We start from the raw sequence: 23,771 nt of genomic DNA, 5'->3' as shown, positions 1-23,771 counted from the left end.
GCAAACCATCAGCGAACGCGCTGCTTCGCAGGGAATGTCGCGAACGATCAGCCCGGCAGCGGACCGATCCGCACCGCCGTCGTGGTCACCCCGCCCACCACGAACCACAGCCGCAAGGCCGGATGCCCCGTCCGGTCGCCCGGCTCGTACCGGCTGCGCACGCTGATGTGCTGGCGCGCCAGCACCGGCGCGATGTACTCGATGACCGCGCGATGCGGTCCGGCCACCAGCTTCGGATAGTCGACCAGGTACTGCTCGAGCGCCTGCCAGTACGCCGCGTTGTTCACGTGGTTGTACTGGTCGATATCGGTGGCGCGCACCGGGAACGGCAGATCCACATCCGACTCCGGCGGGGTCGGATCGGTCAGCCACGGCCGCCAGCGCAGCCGGTGCTCGTCGGTGGTGCGACCGAGTTCGGCCAGGCCCTCATCGCTGATGCGGGTCGGCATATTGGTGAACTCGTTGATATTGATCCAGAACCCTTCGGTCTCGATCAGCCCGCCGTCCGCGCTGGTGATGCGCACCCGCATATTGGTCCACCGCGTCGACATGGCCGAACACCAGCGCCGCAACTCCACCTGGTCGGGCCAGTGGATGGGTCGCACCACGTCCACCACCGTGCGGCGCACGATCCAGGCCGGGTCGGTGCGATGGAAGAACCCGGATTGCATTTCCTCCCAGGCGATGTCCTGGAGGTAGCGGGCCGCCGCGTCGAATCGCAGCCGGTGATAGGGATCCACATCGCCGGCCCGAACCGGCCACGTGGAAGCGAAGCCCATGCCCTCCTCGGGAAGCGGGGCGAGTGGCTCATCGAGTGACACTGGTGCTCCTCGCGCTGCACACCGTCTGGCTTGGACCCCAGCGTGCCGCATGTCTTTCCGTGAGCACCGGTGAGATGCTCGTTGACCGAAGTCTGTGACATGACTCTACGGGGCGTGCGGGACACACTCGCGTCGAGTCACCTGTACTTCTCTTCCGGGAACGCCAGTGTTTCGCTCCAGCAGGAGTAATGACAGCGCGTTCGGGAGTAATAGCAGTGCGCCCGGGAGTAATGACAGTGCGCTGCAGTCGCCGTAGCCTTTCCTGTTGTACATCCAGCAGTAGGGAGGACTAGCGGGTGGCCGCAGGCGAGAGGGCCGGTTCGCGGTTCGGACAGTACGAGTTGCGCAGGCTGCTCGGGGTGGGCGGCATGGGCGAGGTCTACGAGGCCTACGACACCGTGCGCGACCGGGTTGTCGCCGTGAAACTGCTCGACGCCGACCTGGCCCGCCAGGCGAGCTACATCGAACGCTTCCGTCGCGAGTCCCGCACCGCCGCCAAATTGCAGGAACCGCATGTCATTCCGGTCCACGACTGGGGTGAGGTGGACGGTGTCCTGTTCATCGACATGCGCCTGGTCAAGGGCCGCGACCTGAAGGCGTACCTGCGCGAAGAGGGTCCGCTGCCGCCGGAGCAGGCGGTGTCGGTCGTGGAACAGATGGCCTCCGCGCTGGACGCCGCCCACGAGAGCGGCCTGGTGCACCGCGACGTCAAGCCCGCCAATATCCTGCTCACCGGCGAAATGTTTGCCTACCTGGTCGATTTCGGCATCGCGCACGCCGAATCCGATGCCCAGCTGACCCAGACCGGCAATGCCATCGGCTCGTTCGCCTACATGGCTCCGGAGCGCTTCGAACACAGCGCGTCCGCCTCGGCCAGTGCGGATATCTACGCCCTGGCGTGCGTGCTCTTCGAATCCCTCACCGGCAGGCCGCCGTTCCTCGTCGAGGGGAATCTGGCCAATATCCGCGCGCACATGCTGACCCCGCCGCCGCAGCCGAGCATCCGCGCGGGCGTCCCCGTCGGGTTCGACCAGGTGGTCGCGATCGGCATGGCCAAGGATCCGACCCGCCGCTACGCCAGTGCCGGGCAACTCGCGCGCGCTGCGCGGGCGGCGCTGCAACGGGCCGCGCAGGAGCCCGCCCGGATCATCCCGCCCGCCCCGCCGACCCTGCCGAGCCGGGCGGTGCCGCCGGGCGGGACGGTCGCGCCCGGCCATTCGGGGCCGCACTATCTCGATCATCCGTCGGGTCCGGCGCAGCCGTACGGAGGCCCGGCCAGGGGCACGAACCCGTCGGGGCCGGTCGGCTACCAGCCCGGTGCGCGTCCCTCGGGTCCGGTGGATCCCTCGGGCCCGCAACGGCTTTCCGGGCCCGCCGCGCACACGAGCGGTGAGCGGGTGGTCGGCCCGCCCGTCTACTCCGGTCCCGGCAACTACGATCCGACCGTGCGGCGGCAGCCGGTGACCGGTCAGCCCGCCTACCAGCCCACCTACCCGGATCCGGCCGCGCCGCGCGAACATCCTTCCGCGCCACTGCCGTTGCCGCCCAAGCGGCGCAGCAACCTGCCGTTGCTGGTGGGCGCGCTCATCGGCGTGGTGCTGGTGCTGGGCGGCGTGCTCGGCTGGAAGCTGCTGTCCGGGTCCTCGGGCTCGTCGGGGACCACCGCCGGCGGCAACAGCGGGCAGCAGGTCACCCCGACCGGGCCGCCGGTGACCACCACCTCCGCCTATCGCGGCACCACGACCGTGCCGACCACCACCCTGGTCCCGTTGACCGGCAGCGTATCCGGCACGGACGGACAGGGATTCACCTCGCAGAGCCCGCGCTGCAATGCCGACGATCCGGCCATGGCCATCGGCCGCACCGACAAGTCGCGGCTCGTCGTCTGCCGTACCGCCGCGGGCCGCTACTACTACAAGGGCCTGCGCATCAGCGACAATGCGGGCATCCAGCTCGACGACCCGACCCCCGACGGCACCGGCGGCTTCAATGTCACCAACCCCACCGACGGCACCAAGTACAGCATCACCGCCTACGCCCTGGTCATCAGCAATGGCGGCCAGAGCCTGGCCAATGAATCCATGCTCGAATACGCCCACCGCTGAGGGGAACCCACGGTATTCCCTCGTACCCGATGTAAGCGTTGGCAGGGCCCGGGTGCATCGACTACGTTCGGCAGGGTATCCGCCGGTGGATTGATCGGAGTTGATCGAGAATGCGCGCAGCCGTGGTGAGCAAACTGGAGGGCCCGGAGGCCATCGAGGTTCTCGATTTCCCGGAGCCGGCGAGCTATCCGGGCGGTGTCGTCATCGACGTGCACGCCGCCGGTATCGCCTTCCCCGATGTGCTCATGACCCGCGGGCTCTACCAGATGAAGCCGCCGCTGCCCTACGTCGTGGGCTGCGAGGTCGCGGGCATCGTGCGCGAGGCTCCCGAAGGCGCGCACGTGGTCCCCGGTGACCGCGTGGTGGCGCTGACGCTGCTGGGCAATGCCGCCGCCGAGGTCGCGGTCACCCCGGTCGAGATGGTGTTCAAACTCCCCGACAACGTCTCGCTGGAATCCGGTGCGGGCGTGCTGTTCAACGACCTGACCGTGCACTTCTGCCTGCGCAACCGCGGCCGCCTGGCCGAGGGCGAGACCGTGCTGGTGCACGGCGCGGCGGGCGGCATCGGCACCTCCACCCTGCGCATGGCGCAGGCGCTGGGCGCGGGCCGGGTGATCGCGGTGGTCAGCACAGACGAGAAGGCCGAGGTGGCGCGCGCCAACGGGGCCACCGACGTGGTGCTCACCGACGGCTGGCTGGCCGCGGTCAAGGAGATCACCGGCGGGCGCGGTGTCGACATCGTGCTCGATCCGGTCGGTGGCGACCGCTTCACCGACAGCATCCGCTCGCTGGCCGGGGGCGGCCGCCTGCTGGTGGTCGGCTTCACCGCGGGCGAGATCCCGACCGTGAAGGTGAACCGGCTGCTGCTCAAGAACGTCGAGGTGGTCGGCGCGGCCTGGGGCGAATGGGTGATGAGCCACCCGGGCTACCTGGCCGAACAGTGGGACGAGGTGGCGCCGCTGCTGGCCAACGGCAAGATCGCGCCGCCGGAGCCGGTCCTCTACAACCTCGAGCACACCGCCGAGGCCGTCTCCGCCCTCGACAAGCGCACCGCCACCGGCAAGATCGTCGTCACGCTGCGCTGAGCCGGGCACGACGCGTCATGCTCCCGTACGGTGCTGAATCGTGAAGCTGTCCAACCGGACCCTGAACCGGACACTGCTCGCGCGCCAGCACCTGCTGGAGCGGTCCACGCTCGGCGTGCCCGACCTGTGCGATCACCTGATCGGGCTGCAGGCCCAGGACATGTTGCCGCCGTTCGTCGCACTGTGGAGTCGCACAGTCGATTTCGACCCGGAGACGGTGTCCAAGGCCTTGGACGACCGCTCCCTGGTGCGAATCACCTTGATGCGCGGCACCATTCACCTGGTCACCCCGCCCGACGCGCTGCGCATCGCCCCGCACATCCAGCCGGAGCTGGAGAAGATCCCGTTCCGCAAGGGCTTCAATTTCGGGGCGCTGGTCGGCCTGGATCCGGAAGAGGTTCGGGCACAGGGGGAATCGGTGTTCGGCGACGACCCCACCCCCGCCGCGACCCTGCGCGAGCACGCCGCCGCGCTGTATCCCGACCGCGATCCCGGGGCGGTCGTGCAGGCATGGCTGTATCAGCTCCCGGTCCTGCAAACCCCGCCGCGCGGTCGCTGGGGTGACAGCAGCCGCCCGGTCTGGTCCCGCGTCCAGCCGTGGCTCGGTGCACCCTTGGACCCCGGATATCCGCTCGCTGAACTCCTGCTGCGCTACCTGCGCGCCTTCGGCCCCGCCACCACCATGGACATGCAGACCTGGTCCAAACTCACCGGCATGAAGAAGGCCGTCGAGCAACTGGGCGACCGGGTCCGCACCTACACCGACGAGCGCGGCCGCACCCTCTACGACGCCGCCGACGCCACCCTCGCCGATCCCGACCTGCCCGCCCCGGTCCGACTGCTGGGCTGGTACGACAACGCGATTCTGTCCCACCAGGATCGGAGCCGCATCGTCCCCGACGGCAACGCTCCGCCCCTGCGCGCCTTCGCCAACCAGGTGTCGCCGATCCTGGTCGACGGGTATCTGACCGGCGTCTTCAAGGTCTTCACCAAGGGCGATACGGCCCGGCTGCGGATCGTGCCGCACGCCGCGTGGCCGTCCGCCGACCGTGCCGCCGTCGAATCCGAGGCCGCCGCCCTGCTGCGATTCCTCGAACCGGACCGCACCCACAGCGTCGAAATCCTCGCCACCGGCGCGGATCTGCGACCCGGCAAGGATTAACCGCCGGGAAATATTGCCTCGCTAGGCTTCCCCGCACGGCGCTCATGGCTGAAACGGGCGCACGGGTACCGCCGGGACACGGTGGGCGAACCAGCCGCATTTCGAAAGGGATGCCGCATGGTGCGCACTGTGCCCGGTTCAACTGTCATCCGCGACGTCACTGCCTACACCGCCACACCCGACGGATCTCGCTGGCTCGCGGGCCACGACGTGGTGGTCACCGACGGTGTGATCACCGCCATCGGCCCCGGCGCGGGCGCCGGTCTCGACCTGTCCGGTACCACCGGTGGCCATCTGATCCCCGGCTTCGTGAACACCCACACCCATCTGCAGCAATCGGTGCTGCGCGGCGCGGGGGAGGGGCTGCCGCTGCTCGAATGGCTGCACTGCGTCGGCGAATTCACGGTGGCCGCCACCCCCGAGCAGACCTACCTGGCCGCGCTCGCCGGTGGCCTGGAACTGCTGCGCAGCGGCGTCACCACCGTGGTGGAGCACATGTGGCCGAACCCGTCGGAGGCGGTCCACGACGCCGCCCTGCGGGCGCTGGGCGAGTTGGGCATCCGGGTGGTGTTCGGGCGTGGAATCGCCGATCGACCCGATCCGACCCGCAAGTGGGGGATGGATCCCCGCCTGGTGCAACCGCTCCCGGACGTCTTCGCCCACCTCACCGAACTCGATGCGCGGCTGAAGGATTCGCGGATCACCACCGCGCTCGCGGTCCCGAACCCCCGCTGCCTCACCCCCGAGGGCATGGCCGCCGTGCGCGAATTCGCCGACGCCACCGGCAAAACCATCTCCATCCACCTGCTCGAGACCGACACCGACGAAGACATGTGTCGATTGCATGCAGCCCGCTCGGCCGTCGACTACCTGGACTCGGGCGGCCTGCTCGGCCCGCGCACCCTCGCCGTGCACTGCGTCCGCGTGAACGCCGCCGACCGCGAGATCCTCGCCGCCCGTGGCGTGTGCGTCTCCTACAACCCGCTCAGCAATATGCGCCTGGGCAGCGGCGTCGCCCCGGTCCCCGAAATGCTCACGGCCGGAATCGGTGTCGGTCTGGGTGTGGACGGCGCGGCCAGCAACGACACCCAGGACATGCTGCTGGCCCTGCGCATGGGCGCGTACCTGCAACGCGCCCACCACCGCCGCGCCGACCTGCTGCCCTTCGCGGACATGCTGCACCTGGCTACCCGCGGCGCGGCCACCGCCCTCGGCGAACCCGCCGGACCCGCCGGTCTCACCGTCGGCGACCGCGCCGACCTCACTCTTCTCCGCTTCGACCGCGACTTCGCCTGCCTGCCGGTCCGGGATCCCGGCGCGACCTTGCTGACCACGGCGTCACCGCGCGTGGTGGACACGGTCTGGGTCGACGGCGAGCCGGTGATCCGCGACGGCCGCAGCACCCGCGTCGACGAGCGGGGTCTGGTGAAACTGCTGAATGGCATGCGATAGCAGTTAATCAACCCGAAACAGGGACTCGATTGCATGTAATCAATCTCCGCAACACTGAACTCATTCAAACGTTGCACGCAATCAAGCGAGAGTAGGTGAGTGCGGTGGCAGCGCCCACGGACATCCTCACTGCGGAGATCTCCTTCACCGGAACCGGGAAACGCTTCGGCGGCAATGGTTCCGGTGAGGTGGTAGCCCTGACCGATATCGACCTCGAGGTGCGGCGCGGCGAGTTCGTCGCCGTCGTCGGCCCCTCCGGCTGCGGCAAATCCACCCTGCTGCGCCTGGCCGCCGGACTCGAGCGCGCCACCTCGGGAACCGTTGCGGTGCACACCGATTCGGTCGGCTTCATCTTCCAGGACGCCACCCTGCTGCCCTGGCGCAAGGTGGCGCGCAATGTGGAACTCTCCGCCGAACTGCGCGGCGTCGACCGCGCCACCCGCCGCGCCCGCGCCACCCGCGCCCTGGCGGCGGTCGGTTTGGCCGACTTCGCGACCAAACTCCCCGGTCAGCTCTCCGGCGGCATGCGCATGCGGGTCTCCCTCGCCCGCGCGCTGGCCCTCGAACCCGAACTCATGCTGCTCGACGAACCGTTCGGCGCCCTGGACGAGATCACCCGCCTCGGCATGCAGGAGGAGCTACTGCGCCTCTACACCGACAACGCCTTCACGGCCCTGTTCATCACCCACTCGGTCTCCGAAGCGGTCTTCCTGGCGAACCGCGTCGTGGTCATGTCCGCCCGCCCCGGCCGCATCCACGAGGTGATCGACATCGACCTCCCGTACCCGCGTACCCGCGACCTCCGCTACGAACCCGCGTTCACGACCCTCGCGGCCCGCGTCTCCGCATCCCTGAAAGAAGCCTCCTGATGGCCGCTCCCGCCGCATCCCTCGCCGGGCCTACCACCCGCGACGTCGTCCCGCGCCCCGAAAGAACCACCACACCAAAGGATTCGGCCCACCCCGGCTCGGCAGCGGGAGCGCTCGCCGCCCGCCTGCTGCGCAAGGCGCTGGTGCCCCTGGTGTCGGCCGGGCTCGCCCTCGGCGCCTGGTATCTGGTGTCGCTGGTGCTGCTGTCACCGGAGCGTCGGTTCCTGCTGCCGCCGCCGCATCGGGTGTTCTCCGAATCGCTGTCCAACCCGGCCAAATTGGAGACGATGCTGCGGGCATTGGCCGTGACCGCGCGGATCGCGGTGACCGGGCTGGCGCTGGCCGCGGTGATCGGCGTCGCGGTGGGTGTCCTGATGGCGCAGGCCAAGGTGGTGGAGCGGGTCGTCTATCCGTATGCCGTGGTGCTGCAGGCGATCCCGGTGCTGGCGGTGGTGCCGCTCATCGGGCTGTGGTTCGGGTACGGGGCGACGGCGCGGACCATCGTGTGCGTGCTGATCGCGGTGCATCCGATCATCGCCATGACGCTGTTCGGGATCCAATCCGTGGACGCCAATCTGCGGGAGCTGTTCGCCCTCGGCCGTGCGAATCGTCTGCGCCGCTTGATATCCCTGGACCTGCCCGCCGCGCTGCCGTCCATCATGGCCAGCCTGCGCACCGCCGCCGGACTGTCGGTGACCGGCGCGGTCATCGGCGACATGTTCTTCGCCAAAGGGCAGCCCGGCATCGGCACGCTGCTCGACACCTATCGCGCCCGCCTGCAATCGGAGGACCTGCTGGCCGCGCTGGTGCTCGCCGCCCTGTTCGGCGTCACCGTCTTCGCTCTGTTCACCGTCGCCCAGCGACTCACCGTCGGCCGCTGGCACGCCTCAGGCCGTTGATCGAAAACCCTTTGCTCCGTGGAGAAATCATGCACATCCCGTTACGCCGCCTCGGCGTCGCCGCCCTCACCGTCCTGACCGTCGCCACCGGCGCGGCCTGCTCGTCCGACCCCGCCGCCGACGCACCCGCCGTCGCCCTGCCCGCCGCCCCACCCGAACAGCAGCTCGCGGGTGTCTGCCCCGCCACCGTCGTCGTACAACTGCAGTGGGAACCCGAAACCGACGCGGGCCCCCTCTACGGCCTGCTCGGCCCCGGCTACCGCGTCGACGCCGACAACAGCAAGGTCACCGGCCCGCTCGTGGTGGACGGCAAGGACACCGGCGTGAAGCTCGAGATCCGTGCGGGCGGCCCGGCCATCGGCTTCCAGACCGTGCCCTCGCAGATGTACGTCGACTCCTCGATCACCCTGGGGCTGGTCCACTCCGAGCAGGCCATCGCCGCCGCCGGCAAGCAACCGGTGGTCGCCGTCACCACGCTGCTGCGCAACAGCCCGCAGATGCTCATGTGGGATCCCAAGACCCATCCGGATTGGAAGGGCATCGCCGATATCGGCAAAGCCGGTGCGCCCGTGGTGGTCTCGAAGGGACAGCTGTACCCGGACTGGCTGGTGGATCGAGGGTTGCTGAACGCCAAGCAGATCGACGCCTCCTACGACAACTCGCCGTCGCGTTTCGTCGCCGATCCGTCCTTCGCGCAACAGGGTTTCGCCAGCTCCGAGCCTTACCTCTACGAGCACGAGGTGCACGCCTGGAACAAGCCGGTCGCCTACCAGCTGCTGCGGGACGTCGGCTACGAGGGTTACGCCCGCACCGTCAACGTCCGCGCCGACAAACTGAACGAACTGCGCCCCTGCCTGCAACGGCTGGTTCCCATGATCCAAAGGGCCACAGCACGATTCCGCACCGACCCCAAGCCCGCGAACGACATCATCGTGGACGTCGTGGCCAAGAGCCCGAAATTCTCGCCCTACAGCGCCGAACTCGCCGCCGCAGGGGCCCGCGTCCTCATCGACAGCGGCCTCATCGGCCCCGACACCGACGGCGTGATCGGCAGCTTCGACACCGCCCGGGTACAGCGCGTCATCGACTCCTTCGGCCCGATCCTGCGCCGCGGCGGCGCGGACGTCCCGGCCGGTCTTGCCGCGAAAGACCTGGTCACCACCGAATTCATCGACAAGGAGATCTCATGACCACCGACTACGACCTGTCCGAAGTCGCCCGCGAACAGCGCATGGGCGGGCTCGGCGCGGAAACCGACACCCGCGAGATCCGCGTCATCGACCTCACCGACTTCGAAGACCGCCGCGCCGAGATCACCGACCAGCTCTGGGCCGCCGCCACCGACATCGGCTTCTTCCAGCTTTCCGGCCACGGCATCCCGCAGCAGCAGATCGACGACGTCTTCGCCCGCACCGCAGCCCTTTTCGCCCTCCCCGAACCGGTCAAGGGGCAATACCCGCTGGTCAAGGCGAACAATGCGGGCTGGGAGAGCCTGAGCCAGGTGCGGCCCTCCATCGGCGTCCCGGACCAGAAGGAGTCCTACCAGGTCACCCGGCCGCACATGGCCGACCTGTGGCCCGCCGAGGACGAACTCCCCGGATTCCCTTCCGCCATCCTCGATTTCGAACACCGCTGCTGGAGCGTGGCCATGCGGGTGCTGTCCTGCTTCGCCGACCGCCTCGGCTTCCCCCGCGACCACTTCACCGCCGCCCACGACCCGGACTCCGCGCACTACCAGTCCACGCTCCGGCTCCTGCACTACTTCGCCGTCCCCGAGGAACTGCGCGAGGTCCCCGGCCGCTGGCGCGCGGGCGCGCACACCGACTTCGACTGCCTCACCCTGCTTTTCCAACGCGACGGCCAGGGCGGCCTGCAGGTCTGCCCCGGCAAGGAGATGGAGGATCAGCAGTGGACCTCCATCACCCCGTCCTCCGCGCTGATCACCTGCAATATCGGCGACATGCTCACCCGCTGGAGCGACGACCTGCTGCCGTCGAACTTCCACCGCGTGCGCGGCCCCGGCCCCGACGAATACCAAGGCGACCGCTACAGCATCGCCTACTTCGCCCAAGCCGACCGCGACGCGATCATCCAGGGCCCGCGCGGCGTCTACCCGCCCGTCACCGCCGCCGACTTCCTCACCCAGCGCGTGCAAGCCAACTACCGGCCGCAGCGGTAAGTTTCGAGGCAATACGAAGGGATTCACGATGACCGAACCGGACGGCGAGCTGCTCGGCCCGACCGTGCACCGCCAGCTGCGGCAGCTCGTCCTGTCCGGGGAACTCGAACCGGGCGCGCCGCTGAGCGTGCTCGCCCTCTCCGCCCGCCTGGGCGTCAGCCGCAGCCCGGTCCGGGAAGCCGTGCAGCAGCTCATCTCCGAGGGCCTGGCCGTCACGGTTCCCCACGCGGGCGCGCGGGTCGCCGTCGTCGACGACGAGCGCATCCGCGAGGTGCTCGCCGTGCGCGCGGTCCTCGACGGCCTCGCCGCCGCCTGCGCCGCCACCCGCCTCACCGAATCCGACCTCGGCAAACTCACCGCCATCCTCGCCACCCAGGAACGCTTCCTGCGCGACAACGCCGACCCGGCCCGCGACACCGAACTCGACCTGGAATTCCACACCTTCATCCGCGACCGGGCCGGAAATGCCACCCTCGCAAGCGAACTCGCCCGCCTCGAGGCCCAGGCCCACCTCTACCGCGGTGACCTGTGGACCCACCCCCGCAACCGCAACACGGCACTGCGCGAACATCGCCGGATCCTCGACGCCCTCGAATCCGGGCACGCGGCCGACGCCCGCGCCGCCGCCGAAGCTCACGTCTGCGGGCTCATCACCCGCTTGGACAGGCACTGATCAGGCTCGACCGACACCGCTCAAGACTGCGCGGCCCGATACGCCGGAGCCTTGCTCGACCCCGACGGCGTCAGCGTGCGCAACAGCGGCAGCGTGCGATGCGCCACCACCGTCGACAACACCACCACGCTGTGCGACCGCACCACCGAACTCGTCTTGTCGATACTCAGCAGCACCGTCTGCAACCCGGCATGCGAATCCGCGCCGATGCGGCACAGCACATCACCCGAACCGGTTGTCGCATACGCCTCGAGCACACCCGGGATCGCCTCCAGATCCGCGCTCACCGCCTCCAGCGCACCCTGCGCGATCTCCAGCGTCACGAACGCCTGCACATCGAAACCCGCTGCGGTGACATCGATCTGCGGATCATAGGAGGAGATCACCCCCGCCTCCTCCATGCGCGCGATCCGCGACTGCACGGTGGCGCGGGCCACCCGGGTGCGGCGGGACAGCTCGAGAATGCCCGCCTTCTGATACTCGTGCATGGCGGTGAGGATGGCCAGATCCAGCTCATCCAGCCGGGCGGGCGTGCGGGACATCGCGGAACCTCCGCTGGTGAGTCGAGCGGAAGCTCCGCTCGTGCGTTCGCTGCTATTCAAATTGTCCAGCACCCGGGCGCAGATGGTGGTGCAATTCACCAGAGTGTCCAGTCGAATTCGACGATATTGCCTAGTCCGGTGCCCTGGGTTTTTCTGAGCGCATGAGCATCGACGCAGGACACCAGAGCACCCGATCCGGCGACCTGCCCGGCGACGACGAATTACGCCGCCTCGTCGGCCTGGTGGACCACGATGCCGCCGCCGACCCGTTCCCCGTGCTGGGCTGGGACGCGGTGGTGTGGGCGGTCGGCAACGCCACCCAGACCGCGCACTTCCTGCAGTCCGCCTTCGGCATGCGGTTGGAGGCCTACTCGGGCCCCGAGACCGGCAATCGTGACCACAAGGCGTTCGTGCTGCGCAGCGGCGGCGCCCGATTCGTCGTCAAGGGTGCGGTGGATCCGGCCAGTCCGCTTGTCGCACACCACGATCGGCACGGGGACGGGGTGGTGGACATCGCACTCGAGGTCCCGGACGTGGACCGCTGCATCGCCCGGGCCCGCGCCGAGGGCGCCACCGTCCTCGTCGAACCCCACGACGAGACCGACGAATTCGGCACCGTCCGCACCGCCGCCATCGCCACCTACGGCGAAACCCGCCACACCCTCGTCGACCGCTCCCGCTACTACGGCCCGTACCTCCCCGGCTACATTCGGCGCGAATCCGCCTACGCCCCGCGCGCCGGGCAACCCAAGCGCATCTTCCAGGCCATCGACCACGTCGTCGGCAATGTGGAACTCGGCCGCATGGACGAATGGGTCGAGTTCTACCGGCGCGTCATGGGATTCCAGAACATGGCCGAATTCGTCGGCGACGACATCGCCACCGAATACTCCGCGCTCATGAGCAAGGTGGTGGCCAACGGCAACCACCGGGTGAAGTTCCCGCTCAACGAACCCGCGGTCAGCCGCAAGCGCTCCCAGATCGACGAATACCTCGAGTTCTATCAAGGCCCGGGCGTCCAGCACATCGCCCTCGCCACCGGCGACATCCTCACCGCCGTCGACGTATTGCGCCGCGAGGGCATCGAATTCCTCGACACCCCCGACAGCTACTACGAGGATCCCGAACTGCGCGAACGCATCGGCCACGTCCGCGTCCCCGTCGCCGAACTGCAACGCCGCGGCATCCTCGTCGACCGCGACGAGGACGGCTACCTGCTCCAGATCTTCTGCAAGCCCATCACCGACCGCCCCACCGTCTTCTTCGAACTCATCGAACGCCACGGCTCACTGGGTTTCGGCAAGGGCAACTTCAAAGCCCTGTTCCAGGCCATCGAACGCGAACAAGACGCACGCGGAAACCTCTGAACAGCAAAGCAGCACAAGACCAGTAGAGTTCACGCCATGCGAATGGCGTCGGCGATCATCACGGGGTTGAGCCTCGTGCTGCTGCTGTCAGCGTGTGGGGGGAAGAAGGACTCCAACGACGACCCGAGCTTCCGGCCGCCGCAGAAGGTGGCGACGCTCGGGCCGTTCGTCGGCGAATGCGGTCACCTCACCGACGACGAAGTGCGCGACCTGGGTGGCCTCAGCTCCCTCACCACCGTCTTCAAGAACTCCGTCGGCTGCAACTGGCAGGCCGGCGGCATCAGCTCCTCGAGCGTCACCTTCGCCTCCTACCGGGGCAGCCCGATCGACCGCGAGAAGGCGTGGGTGGCCAGCGTCGGCCGCACCCCGGACACCATCGACGTGGGCGGCCGCAAGGGCTTCCAGGCCCTCGACCCCAGCAACGCCGTCTGCGACCTCGCGGTCCAGCTCGACGACGACTTCTTCGAATGGTCCATCTCCTACGGCGTCTTCAACAGCGGCGGCAATCTCGGCAACCCGTGTGACCGCACCCGCAAGATGGCCGAACTGACCGTGCAGCGGCTCGGATGAGGGGGACCGGAATGGCACGGCGATCCAAGACCGCGATCATCCTCGCGGCGGTCGCGCTGACCGCCGGCCTCGCGGGCTGCGGCAAGACCGTCTCCGGCACCGCGCTCCCCGCGGGCGGCACCAGCGGAACCGGTGGCACCTCGCGCATCAACACCAACTTCGACAAGTTGCTGCGCGAGTGCACGGTGGTAGCCCAGGACGACATCGCCAAGTCGGTCGGCGACAACATGTATGTGGAGCCGTCCTTCAACGGCGCGGTCTGCATGTGGAATCTCACCGGCGGCACCGCGGGCAGCGGCATGGTCACCCTCAACTGGTACGAGCTCGGTTCGCTCGCCAACGAGAAGGCGAACAACGACCGTCTGAAATATGTGAGCAACGACATAACCGTGCAGGGTCGCCGCTCGGTGGAAACCCGTCGCCCCAACGATCCGGACTCGTGTGGCGTGAGCGCTCCGGCCGCCGACACCGGCATCGTGGGCTGGTGGGTCAACTACCGCAACGGATCTCAGCATGCGGACCCCTGCGATGCGGCCCGCAAGCTGGTCGAGTTGACGTTGAATCTGGCTCGATAAGCCCTCTACCAGCCGCGCTCGAGGGACCCTCTTTTGCCCCCCGTGGAGCTCGCGGGTATCGTTGACCGCTGTGCCCGGAGCATACGGGCAAGTTGATGTGCAGTACGTAGGCCAGCGAGAGCGGCCGACCGTTTCCGGCATGCCTTGAAAAAGGCCTCTGACCTGCACTCGACACGCCCGACCTCGTGGGGAAGAAATGCCGCGAGAACTGGGCGGAAAGCTCGAATGACAAAGACATGAAGTTCCAGACACCTGGTTACTAATAAGGAAAGCCGGTCTATGCCAACCATCAACCAGCTGGTCCGCAAGGGTCGCCGCGACAAGGTCGCCAAGACCAAGACTGCGGCCCTCAAGGGGAGCCCGCAGCGTCGTGGCGTGTGCACTCGCGTGTACACCACGACCCCGAAGAAGCCGAACTCCGCGCTGCGTAAGGTCGCGCGTGTTCGCCTGACCAGCGCGGTCGAGGTCACGGCTTACATCCCCGGTGAGGGCCACAACCTGCAGGAGCACTCGATGGTGCTCGTCCGCGGCGGTCGTGTGAAGGACCTCCCGGGTGTGCGCTACAAGATCATCCGCGGCTCGCTCGACACCCAGGGTGTCAAGAACCGCAAGCAGGCCCGCAGCCGCTACGGCGCCAAGAAGGAGAAGAGCTAATGCCGCGTAAGGGTCCCGCTCCCAAGCGTCCCCTGATCAACGACCCGGTCTACGGCTCCCCGCTGGTGACGCAGCTGGTCAACAAGATCCTGCTGGACGGCAAGAAGTCCACCGCCGAGCGCATCGTCTACGGTGCCCTCGAGCAGGCGCGTGAGAAGACCGGCACCGATCCGGTCGTCACCCTCAAGCGTGCGCTGGACAACGTCAAGCCCGCCCTCGAGGTGAAGCCCCGCCGCGTCGGTGGCGCCACCTACCAGGTTCCGGTCGAGGTTCGTCCGGGCCGCGCCAACACCCTGGCGCTGCGCTGGCTGGTCAACTACTCCCGCGCTCGTCGTGAGAAGACCATGGTCGAGCGTCTGGCCAACGAGCTGCTGGACGCCAGCAACGGCCTGGGCGCTTCGGTGAAGCGTCGTGAGGACACCCACAAGATGGCCGAGTCGAACCGGGCCTTCGCGCACTACCGCTGGTGACCTGTGGCCCGGCCCTCCGTTCGGAAGTGCCGGGAGACGAGTCACATGTCGGGCGCGACCGCCGAGCTGCTGCAAGCGAGGCACTAACGCGTCGCGCCCGACGTTGACACCGAGGGCTCTCGGAAGAACCCGAAGCCCATCCCGTTGAATCCCAACTAGCTACGAGCGGGGAAGTTTCCGTGGCACAGGAAGTGCTCACCGACCTGAACAAGGTCCGCAACATCGGCATCATGGCCCACATCGATGCGGGCAAGACCACCACCACCGAACGCATCCTGTTCTACACCGGTATCACCTACAAGATCGGTGAAGTTCACGATGGCGCCGCCACCATGGACTGGATGGCGCAGGAGCAGGAACGCGGCATCACCATCACGTCCGCCGCGACGACCTGTTACTGGAACGACAACCAGATCAACATCATCGACACCCCCGGCCACGTCGACTTCACCGTCGAGGTGGAGCGTTCGCTGCGCGTGCTCGATGGCGCCGTCGCGGTGTTCGACGGCAAGGAAGGCGTCGAGCCGCAGTCCGAGCAGGTGTGGCGTCAGGCCGACAAGTACGACGTGCCGCGTATCTGCTTCGTCAACAAGATGGACAAGCTGGGCGCTGACTTCTACTTCACCGTTCAGACCATCAAGGACCGTCTGGGCGCGAAGCCGCTGGTCATCCAGCTGCCGATCGGCGCCGAGGACACCTTCGAGGGCATCGTCGACCTGGTCGAGATGAACGCCAAGGTCTGGAAGGGCGAGACCAAGCTCGGCGAGCAGTACGAGGTCGTCGAGATCCCGGCCGATCTCAAGGATCAGGCCGACATGTACCGCCAGGAACTGCTCGAGACCGTCGCCGAGTCCGACGAGTCGCTGCTGGAGAAGTTCTTCGGTGGCGAGGAGCTCTCGGTCGAGGAGATCAAGGGCGCGATTCGCAAGATGACCGTCAACTCCGAGCTGTACCCGGTGCTGTGCGGCTCCGCGTTCAAGAACAAGGGCGTTCAGCCCATGCTCGACGCGGTCGTCGACTACCTGCCGTCGCCCCTGAACGTCGAGTCCGTGCAGGGCCACGTGCCCGGCAAGGAGGACGAGGTGCTGACCCGGAAGCCGTCCTCGGACGAGCCTTTCGCGGCGCTGGCGTTCAAGATCGCGACCCACCCGTTCTTCGGCAAGCTGACCTACGTCCGTGTGTACTCCGGCAAGGTCGACTCCGGCGCCCAGGTCATCAACGCGACCAAGGGCAAGAAGGAGCGTCTGGGCAAGCTGTTCCAGATGCACTCCAACAAGGAGAACCCGGTTCCCGAGGCCGTGGCCGGCCACATCTACGCGGTCATCGGTCTGAAGGACACCACCACGGGTGACACCCTGTGCGATCCGCAGAACCAGATCGTGCTGGAGTCCATGACCTTCCCGGATCCGGTCATCGAGGTGGCCATCGAGCCGAAGACGAAGGCCGACCAGGAGAAGCTGGGCACCGCGATCCAGAAGTTCGCGGAAGAGGACCCCACCTTCAACGTGAAGCTGGACCAGGAGACCGGCCAGACCGTCATCGGCGGCATGGGCGAGCTCCAGCTCGACATCTACGTCGACCGCATGAAGCGCGAGTTCAAGGTCGAGGCCAACATCGGTAAGCCGCAGGTGGCCTACCGTGAGACCATCACCAAGCCGGTCGACAAGTACGAGTACACCCACAAGAAGCAGACCGGTGGCTCGGGCCAGTTCGCCCGCGTGATCATCGCTCTGGCTCCGCTGGGCGAGACCGAGGACGGCGCTACCTACGAGTTCCAGAACAAGGTCACCGGTGGCCGCGTTCCTCGTGAGTACATCCCCTCGGTCGACGCGGGCATCCAGGACGCCATGCAGTACGGCGTGCTCGCCGGCTTCCCGCTGGTCAATGTCAGCGCTTCGCTGCTCGACGGCGCCTACCACGAGGTCGACTCCTCGGAAATGGCGTTCAAGATCGCGGGTGCGATGGCCCTCAAGGAAGCGGCCCGCAAGGCCGGTCCGGTGATCCTCGAGCCGCTGATGGCGGTCGAGGTCACCACGCCCGAGGATTACATGGGCGAAGTGATCGGCGACCTGAACTCCCGCCGTGGCCAGATCCAGGCCATGGAGGAACGCAGTGGTGCCCGTGTCGTCAAGGCGCTGGTTCCGCTCTCGGAGATGTTCGGCTACATCGGTGATCTGCGGTCGAAGACCCAGGGCCGAGCGAACTTCTCGATGGTGTTCAATTCGTACGCGGAGGTTCCGGCCAACGTGTCGAAGGAGATCATCGCCAAGGCGACCGGCGAGTAATTCGCTGTCGGGACCGGTTTGCGAGAATCGGTCCCGAGTGGTCGTCGATCGACCCCCAGTAATACAAACTGCACTGCTGCAAAAAGCACGCACTAACTAGTCCAGGAGGACAACAGTGGCGAAGGCGAAGTTCGAGCGGACGAAGCCCCACGTCAACATCGGCACCATTGGTCACGTCGACCACGGCAAGACCACGCTGACTGCCGCGATCACCAAGGTGCTGGCTGACACCTACCCGGACGTGAACGCTGCGTTCGCGTTCGACCAGATCGACAAGGCGCCGGAGGAGAAGGCTCGTGGTATCACGATCAACATCTCCCACGTCGAGTACCAGACCGAGAAGCGCCACTACGCGCACGTCGACGCCCCGGGCCACGCGGACTACATCAAGAACATGATCACCGGTGCCGCCCAGATGGACGGCGCGATCCTGGTCGTGGCCGCCACCGACGGCCCGATGCCGCAGACCCGTGAGCACGTGCTGCTCGCCCGTCAGGTCGGCGTGCCCTACATCCTGGTCGCGCTGAACAAGTCGGACATGGTCGACGACGAGGAAATCCTCGAGCTCGTCGAGATGGAGGTCCGCGAGCTGCTGGCTTCGCAGGAGTTCGACGAGGATGCCCCCGTCGTGCGCGTCTCCGGCCTGAAGGCGCTCGAGGGCGACCCGAAGTGGACCCAGTCGGTCCTGGACCTGATGAACGCCGTCGACGAGTCGATCCCGGACCCGGTCCGTGAGACCGACAAGCCGTTCCTGATGCCGATCGAGGACGTCTTCACGATCACCGGTCGTGGCACCGTCGTCACCGGTCGCATCGAGCGTGGTGTGATCAACGTGAACGAGGAAGTCGAGATCGTCGGCATCCGCGAGAAGTCGCAGAAGACCACCATCACCGGTGTCGAGATGTTCCGCAAGCTGCTGGACCAGGGCCAGGCGGGCGACAACGTCGGTCTGCTGGTTCGTGGTCTGAAGCGTGACGACGTCGAGCGTGGCCAGGTCGTCATCAAGCCGGGCACCACCACCCCGCACACCGAGTTCGAGGGCCAGGCGTACATCCTGTCGAAGGACGAGGGCGGCCGCCACACCCCGTTCTTCAACAACTACCGCCCGCAGTTCTACTTCCGTACCACGGACGTGACCGGCGTCGTGACCCTCCCCGAGGGCACCGAGATGGTCATGCCCGGCGACAACACCGAGATGAGCGTCAAGCTCATCCAGCCGGTCGCCATGGACGAGGGCCTGCGTTTCGCGATCCGTGAGGGTGGCCGCACCGTCGGTGCCGGTCGCGTCACCAAGATCATCAAGTGAGTCTCTGACTCATTGGTGATTCGCTGAATCGCTGTCAGACGGCGTCGCTCCGAAAGGAGCGGCGCCGTTTGCGTTTTCGCGATCCGGAATCGATTCCCAGTCGGTGACGGCGGTGCCGGACACCATGCCGTCGCTGCCGGGTAGCACGGTCAGCGGCCGATCGTCGCGATAGGTTTCGGCCATGCGGTGCGCGCGGGCGCGGTGCTCGTCGGTGATCTCGGGTTCGGGAGTGGTCGGGCGATCGTCGCGCTGCCGCGGCGATTCGTCCGGTGCCGGTTGTTCTTTCGTGCTCATAACGCAGACGTGCCCGGGCTCGCCGGGGGCAAACGTCAGCGCTGGGGTGCGGTGGCGACCGGGCCGGGTGCGGGGGTCGCGCCGAGCAGGCGGCCGGACTCGAAAGCCGCTGCGGCGGGCGGCAATTCGCCGGGACGGCCGCTGGCGATGACGCGGACGGTGCCGGTCCCCGCGGTGGGGCGGCCCAAAGCGTCCATGCGGCGCAGGGTTTGGCCCGCCACCGCCTCGGCGCTGTCGAAGACGCGGACGCCGGCGGGGAGGGCGGCGAGGATGTCGTCGAGGACGAGGGGGTAGTGGGTGCAGCCGAGCACGATGCCCTCGGTGTCGGCGGGGGTGCGGGCGGCCGCGTCGGCGATGGCCTCGGCGATGACGGGGAGGTCGCCGCGGTCGATGGCGTCGGCCAGGCCGTGGCAGGCGACGCCGGTGATATCGGCTTCGCCGCCGAAGCGGGCGATCAGGTCGGCCTGGTAGGCGCTGGCGGTGGTGGCCGCGGTGGCCCAGACCGCAACCTTCTGGCAAGCCGCGGCGGCGGGTTTGATCGCGGGCACGGTGCCGATCACCGGCACGCCGTCACCGACCATGGTCCGGACCTGCTCGAGCGCGGTCACGCTGGCCGTATTGCAGGGCAGCACAATGACTTCCGCGCCTTCGCGGAGCGCGAGGCGGGCCGTGTCCAGCACCCGGTCGACCACCCACTGCTCCGGTTTGGGCCCCCACGGCGCGCCGTCGGGATCGTTGAGCAGCAGCAGGTCGAGATCGGGCCGCAGCTTCCGCAACCAGGCGGCCGTGGGCAGCAGCCCCAGTCCGGAGTCGATGAGCGCGACGATCACACCAGCCACGGTAGACAAGACCCCCGCCCGACCGCGAACCGCGGGTCGAAACGGCAGGCGCGGGCCGTGATTACCGGGCGGTCGCTAGCCGACGTTCGCGCGCTGCTGGAGGTTGGCGGCGAGTTCGGCGCGGGCCTTCATGACCTTGCCGACCATGCTCGCCCCGACGACGGCGACCAGTTCGCCCGCGCGCAGGTAGTGGGCGAGGAATTTACGGCCCTTGTCCTCGACGAGGACGATCTCGTCGGCGAGCGCAGGAATGCCGAGGACCTGGATCTTCATGTCGTACTGGTCGCTCCACACGTACGGCACCTGGACCTCTGCGGCCGGTTCGCCGCCGAGCAGCGCGGCGGCCAGGATCTGGGCCTGTTCCCCCGCATTGGTCCAGTGTTCGACGCGCTTGTTGCGTCCGGTGGCGTGCGGCCAGGCCGCGACGTCGCCGACGGCCCAGACGCCGGGTACCGAGGTCTGCCCGGTCTCGTCGGTGAGGACGCCGCCGCCGTCGGCCGGTGCGGCCAGCGGGATGCCGGAGTCGGCCAGCCAGTCGGTGACGGGCAGTGACCCGATACCGATGACCACCAGGTCCGCGTCGAGCACGCTGCCGTCGGCCAGCCGCACGCCGCTGACCGAGTCGCCCTCGGTGACAAGCGATTCCATGCCGATGCCGCACCGCAGCGTGACACCCTCCGCCTCGTGCAGCCGGGTCACCAGCGCCCCGACCTCCGCGCCGAGCGCGGCGAACAGGGGCGTGGGCTGGGGTTCGACAATGGTCACGTCCAGGCCGATCGCCCGGAAGCTCGCCGCGAGTTCGCATCCGATGAACCCCGCGCCGACGATCACGGCGTTGCGGGCATTGCCGACGTGCGAGCGCAGCCCGGCGGCGTCCGCGTGCGAGCGCAGCACGTGCACCCCGGAGACCTCGGGCAGGCCGGGGATCCGGCGCGGCCGCAATCCGGTGGCGATCACCAGCGCGTCGTATTCGAGTGCCGTGCCGTCGGACAGCCGGACCGTCCGGGCAGCCGTGTCGACCCCGGTGGCGGCGACGCCGAGCCGCAGCCGGATGTCGTGTTCGGCGTAGAACTCCGCGGGCCGCAGCGCGGTGTCGTCGATGTCGCCGCGCATGTACTGCTTGGACAGCGGAGGCCGGTCGTAGGGCGCTTTGTTCTCGTCGCCGAGCAGCGTGAGCTCGCCGGTGTAACCCCCACGTCGCAGCTCTTCGGCGGTGCGCAGGCCCGCGAGGCCAGCCCCAACAATTAGAACGCGTTCTACCGACGACGACATAGGGCAACCATAGCGGTCCGGCCCCGCGCGCACCGCTGTGTCGCCTGTCACACCCGAACTGCGGCCGAAGCGTGGCCGGTCATTGATTGATCGGGCGGTCAATCAGGAATACAACGGAAGCAGAACATATTCCCTCGCCTTTCAAAGGAGGCATTCCATGTTCACCGTGAGTCGCGCGGAGCAGGCCGTCACCGTCGTGCTCGGCGCAGTCGCCGCGCTGTCCCCGATCTGGGTCTCGCACAGCACCCACGCACTCTGGACCCTGGTGGTCCTGGGCGTGCTGATCGCACTCGCGGGCCTGTCGCAGATCACCGATCGGGCCGCCGGCTGGACCGGCCGCGCGCTCGGCGTGCTGGGCGTCCTGATGTTCATCTCCCCCTGGGTGATGAACTTCCACTCCTACAGCAACGCCTCGTGGGTTGCCTGGATCGTGGGTGCGTTGACGGTAGTGGTCGCCTTGGCCGAGATGCCCGAGGTCTCGGGTCGTTTCGGGGCGGCGGCGCACTGACCGCTTCGCGGCGCCGGCCTCGGTTCCTCCCGGTAATCGGGTGATGAATCGAGGTCGGCGCATACGCGGGGATATGCTTGTCGTCTACGTCCGCCCAGCCGGTGGCGGTCGCCTCCGCTTCGAAGCGTGAGGAGGAATGCGAGCAGTGCCCACACCAGCAAATGCGGGACCCGCACCTCGCCGGGTGGGGCGTCGGCGCAGCAAGAAGGTCGACGGGGACGCTCGCCAGCTCATTCTCGATGCCGCCGAAAGTCTGTTCGCGGCCAATGGATTCGACGCGACGCCCACGGCATCCATCGCCGACGCGGCCGGGGTGCCCAAGGGCCTGGTCTTCTATTACTTCCCCACCAAGGGCGCGATTCTGTCGGCGCTGATGGATGAGCGTGTCCCGCCCGAGCCGATCGATGACATCGATTCGGTGGTGGTGCCGGGTGATCCGGCCAAGAGCCTGGTCAATATGGACGCGGCACTGAATCTGCGCGACAACCGCTCCTCGGTACTGCGCGTGATCATGTGGCGCGAGGCCGATACCCATCCGGATGTGCGGAAGCAGTTGCGCCGCATGCGCGATCAGTTGCTGGAGACGACGGCCCGGATTCTGGCGGCGAGTGCGCCGGGTCCGGTGCAGCCGGGCACGCTGCGGGCCTGCGCGGCGGCCTGGGTGTCGGCGATGCTGGCCATCTCGAGCACGGATCGGCTGCATGCCCTGGACGGGGTGCCGCTGCCGACGGCCGACGAGATCATGAATGTGGCCCAGGTGGTCGCGGCGGGCATGAGCCATATGGGCTGAGCGCCGCTGCTGTTTGCTGGCGTGTCGCTGTTTCTTCTTCGGGACTCCCGAACGACACTCGTTGTGGGGCAAGCGTGTGATTCCCACTGCGAGTTCGTGGAGGAAACTGGTGAAGGCTGAGTGGTTGCTACGCGCGTTCGGAATTGTCATGGCGGGTCTGGTGCTCGGCGGTACCGCCGTGGCGCGGGCGGATCCGATCTATCCGGCGCCGGATCCGGATCCCTTCTACGCGCAGACCGCCGATCTCGGCGACCGCGCCCCCGGCGAGGTGCTCGCGACGCGGCCCATGCCGCCCCTGGCGATGTTCCCCGAAACCACTGTCACGCTGGTGAAATTCCGCTCCACGAGCTCGGCGGGCGCGCCGATCGCCGCGGTCACCACCGTGCTCACCCCGCGTGAGCACGCACCGGACGGCCCGCTGCTTTCCTACCAGCACATCATCAATGGTCTCGGCGCGCAGTGCGCGGTATCGCGAGTGCTGTACACCGGTGACCCGAATCTGCAAGTGCGCGAAGCGGTCGCGTTGAATGTGGCGCTGCGCAAGGGCTGGTCGGTCGCGCTGCCGGATCACCTGGGCCCCAATTTCGCCTACGGCGCAGCCAAATTGGGTGGTCAGATCACCTTGGACGGCATTCGCGCGGTCAAGCGGCTGCCCGAATTGGGGGTGGGCAACAGTCCGGTGGCGATGGCTGGCTATTCCGGTGGTGGCATGGCCACGGCCTGGGCGGCCGCACTCGCGCCCCGCTACGCACCGGAATTGACCATCGCGGGCGCGGCAACCGGCGGCGTGCCGATGAATCTGCGCAAGATGGTGAACGCGCTGGGCCTGCAACCGCATCCGGCGTTCGGGCTGGCCATGGCGGCGGCTATCGGGCTGGAGCGCGAGTATCCGGATCGGCTGCCGATCAGCACGCAGATGAACGCGGCGGGCCTGGCCGCGCGCGATGCCATGGCCAATGGATGAAGTACGCGGACGCGTTGACGCCGATGGCGACCAGCCAGATGCAGGCCAGGTGCACCTTCTGCGGCAGCTTGGTCCAGCCGAAGATCCACA

Annotated in this window: 23 protein-coding genes and 2 pseudogenes; 19 read left to right on the top strand and 6 right to left on the bottom strand. The window is 67.9% G+C overall.

The genetic code is table 11. From position 1 onward, the window contains the following. Positions 1-47: 47 nt before the first annotated feature. The gene (locus tag ACWELQ_RS00920; RefSeq protein ID WP_452394953.1) at positions 48-821 is read right to left on the bottom strand and encodes an acyl-[acyl-carrier-protein] thioesterase; all 774 of its coding nucleotides are present in this window, start codon (positions 819-821) and stop codon (positions 48-50) included. Between the two features lie 296 nt (positions 822-1,117). Here ACWELQ_RS00920 and ACWELQ_RS00915 point away from each other — a divergent pair, with 296 nt between their 5' ends. From ACWELQ_RS00915 to ACWELQ_RS00875, 9 genes are all read left to right on the top strand, one after another. Then, positions 1,118-2,926, top strand: coding sequence for a protein kinase domain-containing protein (locus tag ACWELQ_RS00915; protein ID WP_452394952.1), 1,809 nt, complete (start codon positions 1,118-1,120; stop codon positions 2,924-2,926). 110 nt (positions 2,927-3,036) lie between these two features. Next, complete coding sequence (locus tag ACWELQ_RS00910) at positions 3,037-4,011, top strand: NADPH:quinone oxidoreductase family protein (protein WP_452394951.1); 975 nt, start codon at positions 3,037-3,039, stop codon at positions 4,009-4,011. 40 nt (positions 4,012-4,051) lie between these two features. Then, complete coding sequence (locus tag ACWELQ_RS00905; protein WP_452394950.1) at positions 4,052-5,173, top strand: winged helix DNA-binding domain-containing protein; 1,122 nt, start codon at positions 4,052-4,054, stop codon at positions 5,171-5,173. A gap of 117 nt (positions 5,174-5,290) precedes the next feature. Further along, on the top strand, positions 5,291-6,625 hold the full coding sequence (locus tag ACWELQ_RS00900; protein WP_452394949.1) for an amidohydrolase family protein: 1,335 nt from the start codon (positions 5,291-5,293) through the stop codon (positions 6,623-6,625). Positions 6,626-6,762: 137 nt separating this feature from the next. Next, positions 6,763-7,494, top strand: coding sequence for an ABC transporter ATP-binding protein (locus tag ACWELQ_RS00895; protein WP_452394989.1), 732 nt, complete (start codon positions 6,763-6,765; stop codon positions 7,492-7,494). Continuing rightward, positions 7,494-8,393 carry an ABC transporter permease gene (locus ACWELQ_RS00890; protein ID WP_452394948.1) on the top strand — a complete coding sequence of 300 codons (900 nt, stop codon included), beginning with the start codon at positions 7,494-7,496 and terminating at the stop codon, positions 8,391-8,393. Before ACWELQ_RS00895 ends, ACWELQ_RS00890 begins: the two co-directional genes overlap by 1 nt. 29 nt (positions 8,394-8,422) lie before the next feature. Next, positions 8,423-9,583: a nitrate ABC transporter substrate-binding protein gene (locus tag ACWELQ_RS00885; RefSeq protein WP_452394947.1), complete on the top strand. Its 1,161-nt coding sequence runs from the start codon at positions 8,423-8,425 to the stop codon at positions 9,581-9,583. Continuing rightward, positions 9,580-10,572 carry an isopenicillin N synthase family dioxygenase gene (locus ACWELQ_RS00880; protein WP_452394946.1) on the top strand — a complete coding sequence of 331 codons (993 nt, stop codon included), beginning with the start codon at positions 9,580-9,582 and terminating at the stop codon, positions 10,570-10,572. The genes ACWELQ_RS00885 and ACWELQ_RS00880 overlap by 4 nt, the downstream gene beginning before the upstream one ends. A 28-nt stretch (positions 10,573-10,600) precedes the next feature. Next, the gene (locus ACWELQ_RS00875; RefSeq protein WP_452394945.1) at positions 10,601-11,245 is read left to right on the top strand and encodes a GntR family transcriptional regulator; all 645 of its coding nucleotides are present in this window, start codon (positions 10,601-10,603) and stop codon (positions 11,243-11,245) included. 20 nt (positions 11,246-11,265) lie between these two features. On the opposite strand, the gene ACWELQ_RS00870 is transcribed toward ACWELQ_RS00875, so the two are convergent. Further along, positions 11,266-11,787: an Lrp/AsnC family transcriptional regulator gene (locus ACWELQ_RS00870; protein ID WP_452394944.1), complete on the bottom strand. Its 522-nt coding sequence runs from the start codon at positions 11,785-11,787 to the stop codon at positions 11,266-11,268. Positions 11,788-11,948: 161 nt separating this feature from the next. Here ACWELQ_RS00870 and hppD point away from each other — a divergent pair, with 161 nt between their 5' ends. From hppD to tuf, 7 genes are all read left to right on the top strand, one after another. Then, entirely contained in the window at positions 11,949-13,154 is a 1,206-nt protein-coding gene (gene hppD, locus ACWELQ_RS00865; protein WP_452394943.1) for a 4-hydroxyphenylpyruvate dioxygenase, read from the top strand. Positions 13,155-13,190: 36 nt separating this feature from the next. Next, a complete protein-coding gene (locus tag ACWELQ_RS00860; protein WP_452394942.1) occupies positions 13,191-13,724 on the top strand; it encodes a DUF3558 domain-containing protein in 534 nt (177 codons plus the stop codon). Between the two features lie 11 nt (positions 13,725-13,735). Then, positions 13,736-14,299 (top strand): DUF3558 domain-containing protein, encoded by a 564-nt coding sequence (locus tag ACWELQ_RS00855; RefSeq protein WP_452394941.1) that lies wholly within the window; start codon positions 13,736-13,738, stop codon positions 14,297-14,299. Between the two features lie 279 nt (positions 14,300-14,578). Continuing rightward, on the top strand, positions 14,579-14,953 hold the full coding sequence (gene rpsL / locus ACWELQ_RS00850; RefSeq protein ID WP_014353064.1) for a 30S ribosomal protein S12: 375 nt from the start codon (positions 14,579-14,581) through the stop codon (positions 14,951-14,953). Continuing rightward, the gene (rpsG, locus tag ACWELQ_RS00845) at positions 14,953-15,423 is read left to right on the top strand and encodes a 30S ribosomal protein S7 (RefSeq protein WP_040813378.1); all 471 of its coding nucleotides are present in this window, start codon (positions 14,953-14,955) and stop codon (positions 15,421-15,423) included. The genes rpsL and rpsG overlap by 1 nt, the downstream gene beginning before the upstream one ends. Positions 15,424-15,602: 179 nt before the next feature. Continuing rightward, entirely contained in the window at positions 15,603-17,708 is a 2,106-nt protein-coding gene (gene fusA, locus ACWELQ_RS00840; RefSeq protein ID WP_452394940.1) for an elongation factor G, read from the top strand. Positions 17,709-17,823: 115 nt separating this feature from the next. Continuing rightward, positions 17,824-19,014: an elongation factor Tu gene (tuf, locus tag ACWELQ_RS00835; RefSeq protein WP_452394939.1), complete on the top strand. Its 1,191-nt coding sequence runs from the start codon at positions 17,824-17,826 to the stop codon at positions 19,012-19,014. 9 nt (positions 19,015-19,023) lie between these two features. Here the strand turns inward: tuf and ACWELQ_RS00830 are convergent, their stop codons facing one another. The 3 genes from ACWELQ_RS00830 to ACWELQ_RS00820 form a co-directional block, all read right to left on the bottom strand. After that, positions 19,024-19,308 carry a hypothetical protein gene (locus tag ACWELQ_RS00830; protein ID WP_452394938.1) on the bottom strand — a complete coding sequence of 95 codons (285 nt, stop codon included), beginning with the start codon at positions 19,306-19,308 and terminating at the stop codon, positions 19,024-19,026. 35 nt (positions 19,309-19,343) lie between these two features. Continuing rightward, on the bottom strand, positions 19,344-20,138 hold the full coding sequence (locus ACWELQ_RS00825) for a glutamate racemase (protein ID WP_452394937.1): 795 nt from the start codon (positions 20,136-20,138) through the stop codon (positions 19,344-19,346). Between the two features lie 84 nt (positions 20,139-20,222). After that, positions 20,223-21,419, bottom strand: coding sequence for an NAD(P)/FAD-dependent oxidoreductase (locus ACWELQ_RS00820; RefSeq protein WP_452394936.1), 1,197 nt, complete (start codon positions 21,417-21,419; stop codon positions 20,223-20,225). A gap of 157 nt (positions 21,420-21,576) precedes the next feature. Here ACWELQ_RS00820 and ACWELQ_RS00815 point away from each other — a divergent pair, with 157 nt between their 5' ends. The 3 genes and pseudogenes from ACWELQ_RS00815 to ACWELQ_RS00805 all read left to right on the top strand — a co-directional run. Continuing rightward, positions 21,577-21,927: an SPW repeat protein gene (locus tag ACWELQ_RS00815; RefSeq protein WP_452394935.1), complete on the top strand. Its 351-nt coding sequence runs from the start codon at positions 21,577-21,579 to the stop codon at positions 21,925-21,927. Between the two features lie 145 nt (positions 21,928-22,072). After that, positions 22,073-22,717: a TetR/AcrR family transcriptional regulator gene (locus tag ACWELQ_RS00810; RefSeq protein ID WP_452394934.1), complete on the top strand. Its 645-nt coding sequence runs from the start codon at positions 22,073-22,075 to the stop codon at positions 22,715-22,717. Positions 22,718-22,865: 148 nt separating this feature from the next. Continuing rightward, positions 22,866-23,675, top strand: a pseudogene (locus ACWELQ_RS00805) (lipase family protein); the annotation flags it as partial. Position 23,676: 1 nt separating this feature from the next. Here the strand turns inward: ACWELQ_RS00805 and ACWELQ_RS00800 are convergent. Continuing rightward, a pseudogene (locus ACWELQ_RS00800) lies at positions 23,677-23,771 on the bottom strand (cytochrome ubiquinol oxidase subunit I); the annotation flags it as partial.

Source organism: Nocardia sp. NPDC004722 (genome assembly GCF_053601505.1).
This window is presented reverse-complemented; position numbering and strand designations above follow the sequence as displayed.

What these genes read in the sequence shown, in the direction of transcription:
- ACWELQ_RS00910 (WP_452394951.1), top strand. Translation starts at nt 3,037, where the DNA reads ATGCGCGCAGCCGTGGTGAGCAAACTGGAGGGCCCGGAGGCCATCGAG.
- ACWELQ_RS00900 (WP_452394949.1), top strand. Translation starts at nt 5,291, where the DNA reads ATGGTGCGCACTGTGCCCGGTTCAACTGTCATCCGCGACGTCACTGCC.
- ACWELQ_RS00890 (WP_452394948.1), top strand. Translation starts at nt 7,494, where the DNA reads ATGGCCGCTCCCGCCGCATCCCTCGCCGGGCCTACCACCCGCGACGTC.
- ACWELQ_RS00885 (WP_452394947.1), top strand. Translation starts at nt 8,423, where the DNA reads ATGCACATCCCGTTACGCCGCCTCGGCGTCGCCGCCCTCACCGTCCTG.
- ACWELQ_RS00880 (WP_452394946.1), top strand. Translation starts at nt 9,580, where the DNA reads ATGACCACCGACTACGACCTGTCCGAAGTCGCCCGCGAACAGCGCATG.
- ACWELQ_RS00875 (WP_452394945.1), top strand. Translation starts at nt 10,601, where the DNA reads ATGACCGAACCGGACGGCGAGCTGCTCGGCCCGACCGTGCACCGCCAG.
- ACWELQ_RS00870 (WP_452394944.1), bottom strand. Translation starts at nt 11,787, where the DNA reads ATGTCCCGCACGCCCGCCCGGCTGGATGAGCTGGATCTGGCCATCCTC.
- hppD (WP_452394943.1), top strand. Translation starts at nt 11,949, where the DNA reads ATGAGCATCGACGCAGGACACCAGAGCACCCGATCCGGCGACCTGCCC.
- ACWELQ_RS00860 (WP_452394942.1), top strand. Translation starts at nt 13,191, where the DNA reads ATGCGAATGGCGTCGGCGATCATCACGGGGTTGAGCCTCGTGCTGCTG.
- ACWELQ_RS00855 (WP_452394941.1), top strand. Translation starts at nt 13,736, where the DNA reads ATGGCACGGCGATCCAAGACCGCGATCATCCTCGCGGCGGTCGCGCTG.
- rpsL (WP_014353064.1), top strand. Translation starts at nt 14,579, where the DNA reads ATGCCAACCATCAACCAGCTGGTCCGCAAGGGTCGCCGCGACAAGGTC.
- rpsG (WP_040813378.1), top strand. Translation starts at nt 14,953, where the DNA reads ATGCCGCGTAAGGGTCCCGCTCCCAAGCGTCCCCTGATCAACGACCCG.
- ACWELQ_RS00830 (WP_452394938.1), bottom strand. Translation starts at nt 19,308, where the DNA reads ATGAGCACGAAAGAACAACCGGCACCGGACGAATCGCCGCGGCAGCGC.
- ACWELQ_RS00820 (WP_452394936.1), bottom strand. Translation starts at nt 21,419, where the DNA reads ATGTCGTCGTCGGTAGAACGCGTTCTAATTGTTGGGGCTGGCCTCGCG.
- ACWELQ_RS00815 (WP_452394935.1), top strand. Translation starts at nt 21,577, where the DNA reads ATGTTCACCGTGAGTCGCGCGGAGCAGGCCGTCACCGTCGTGCTCGGC.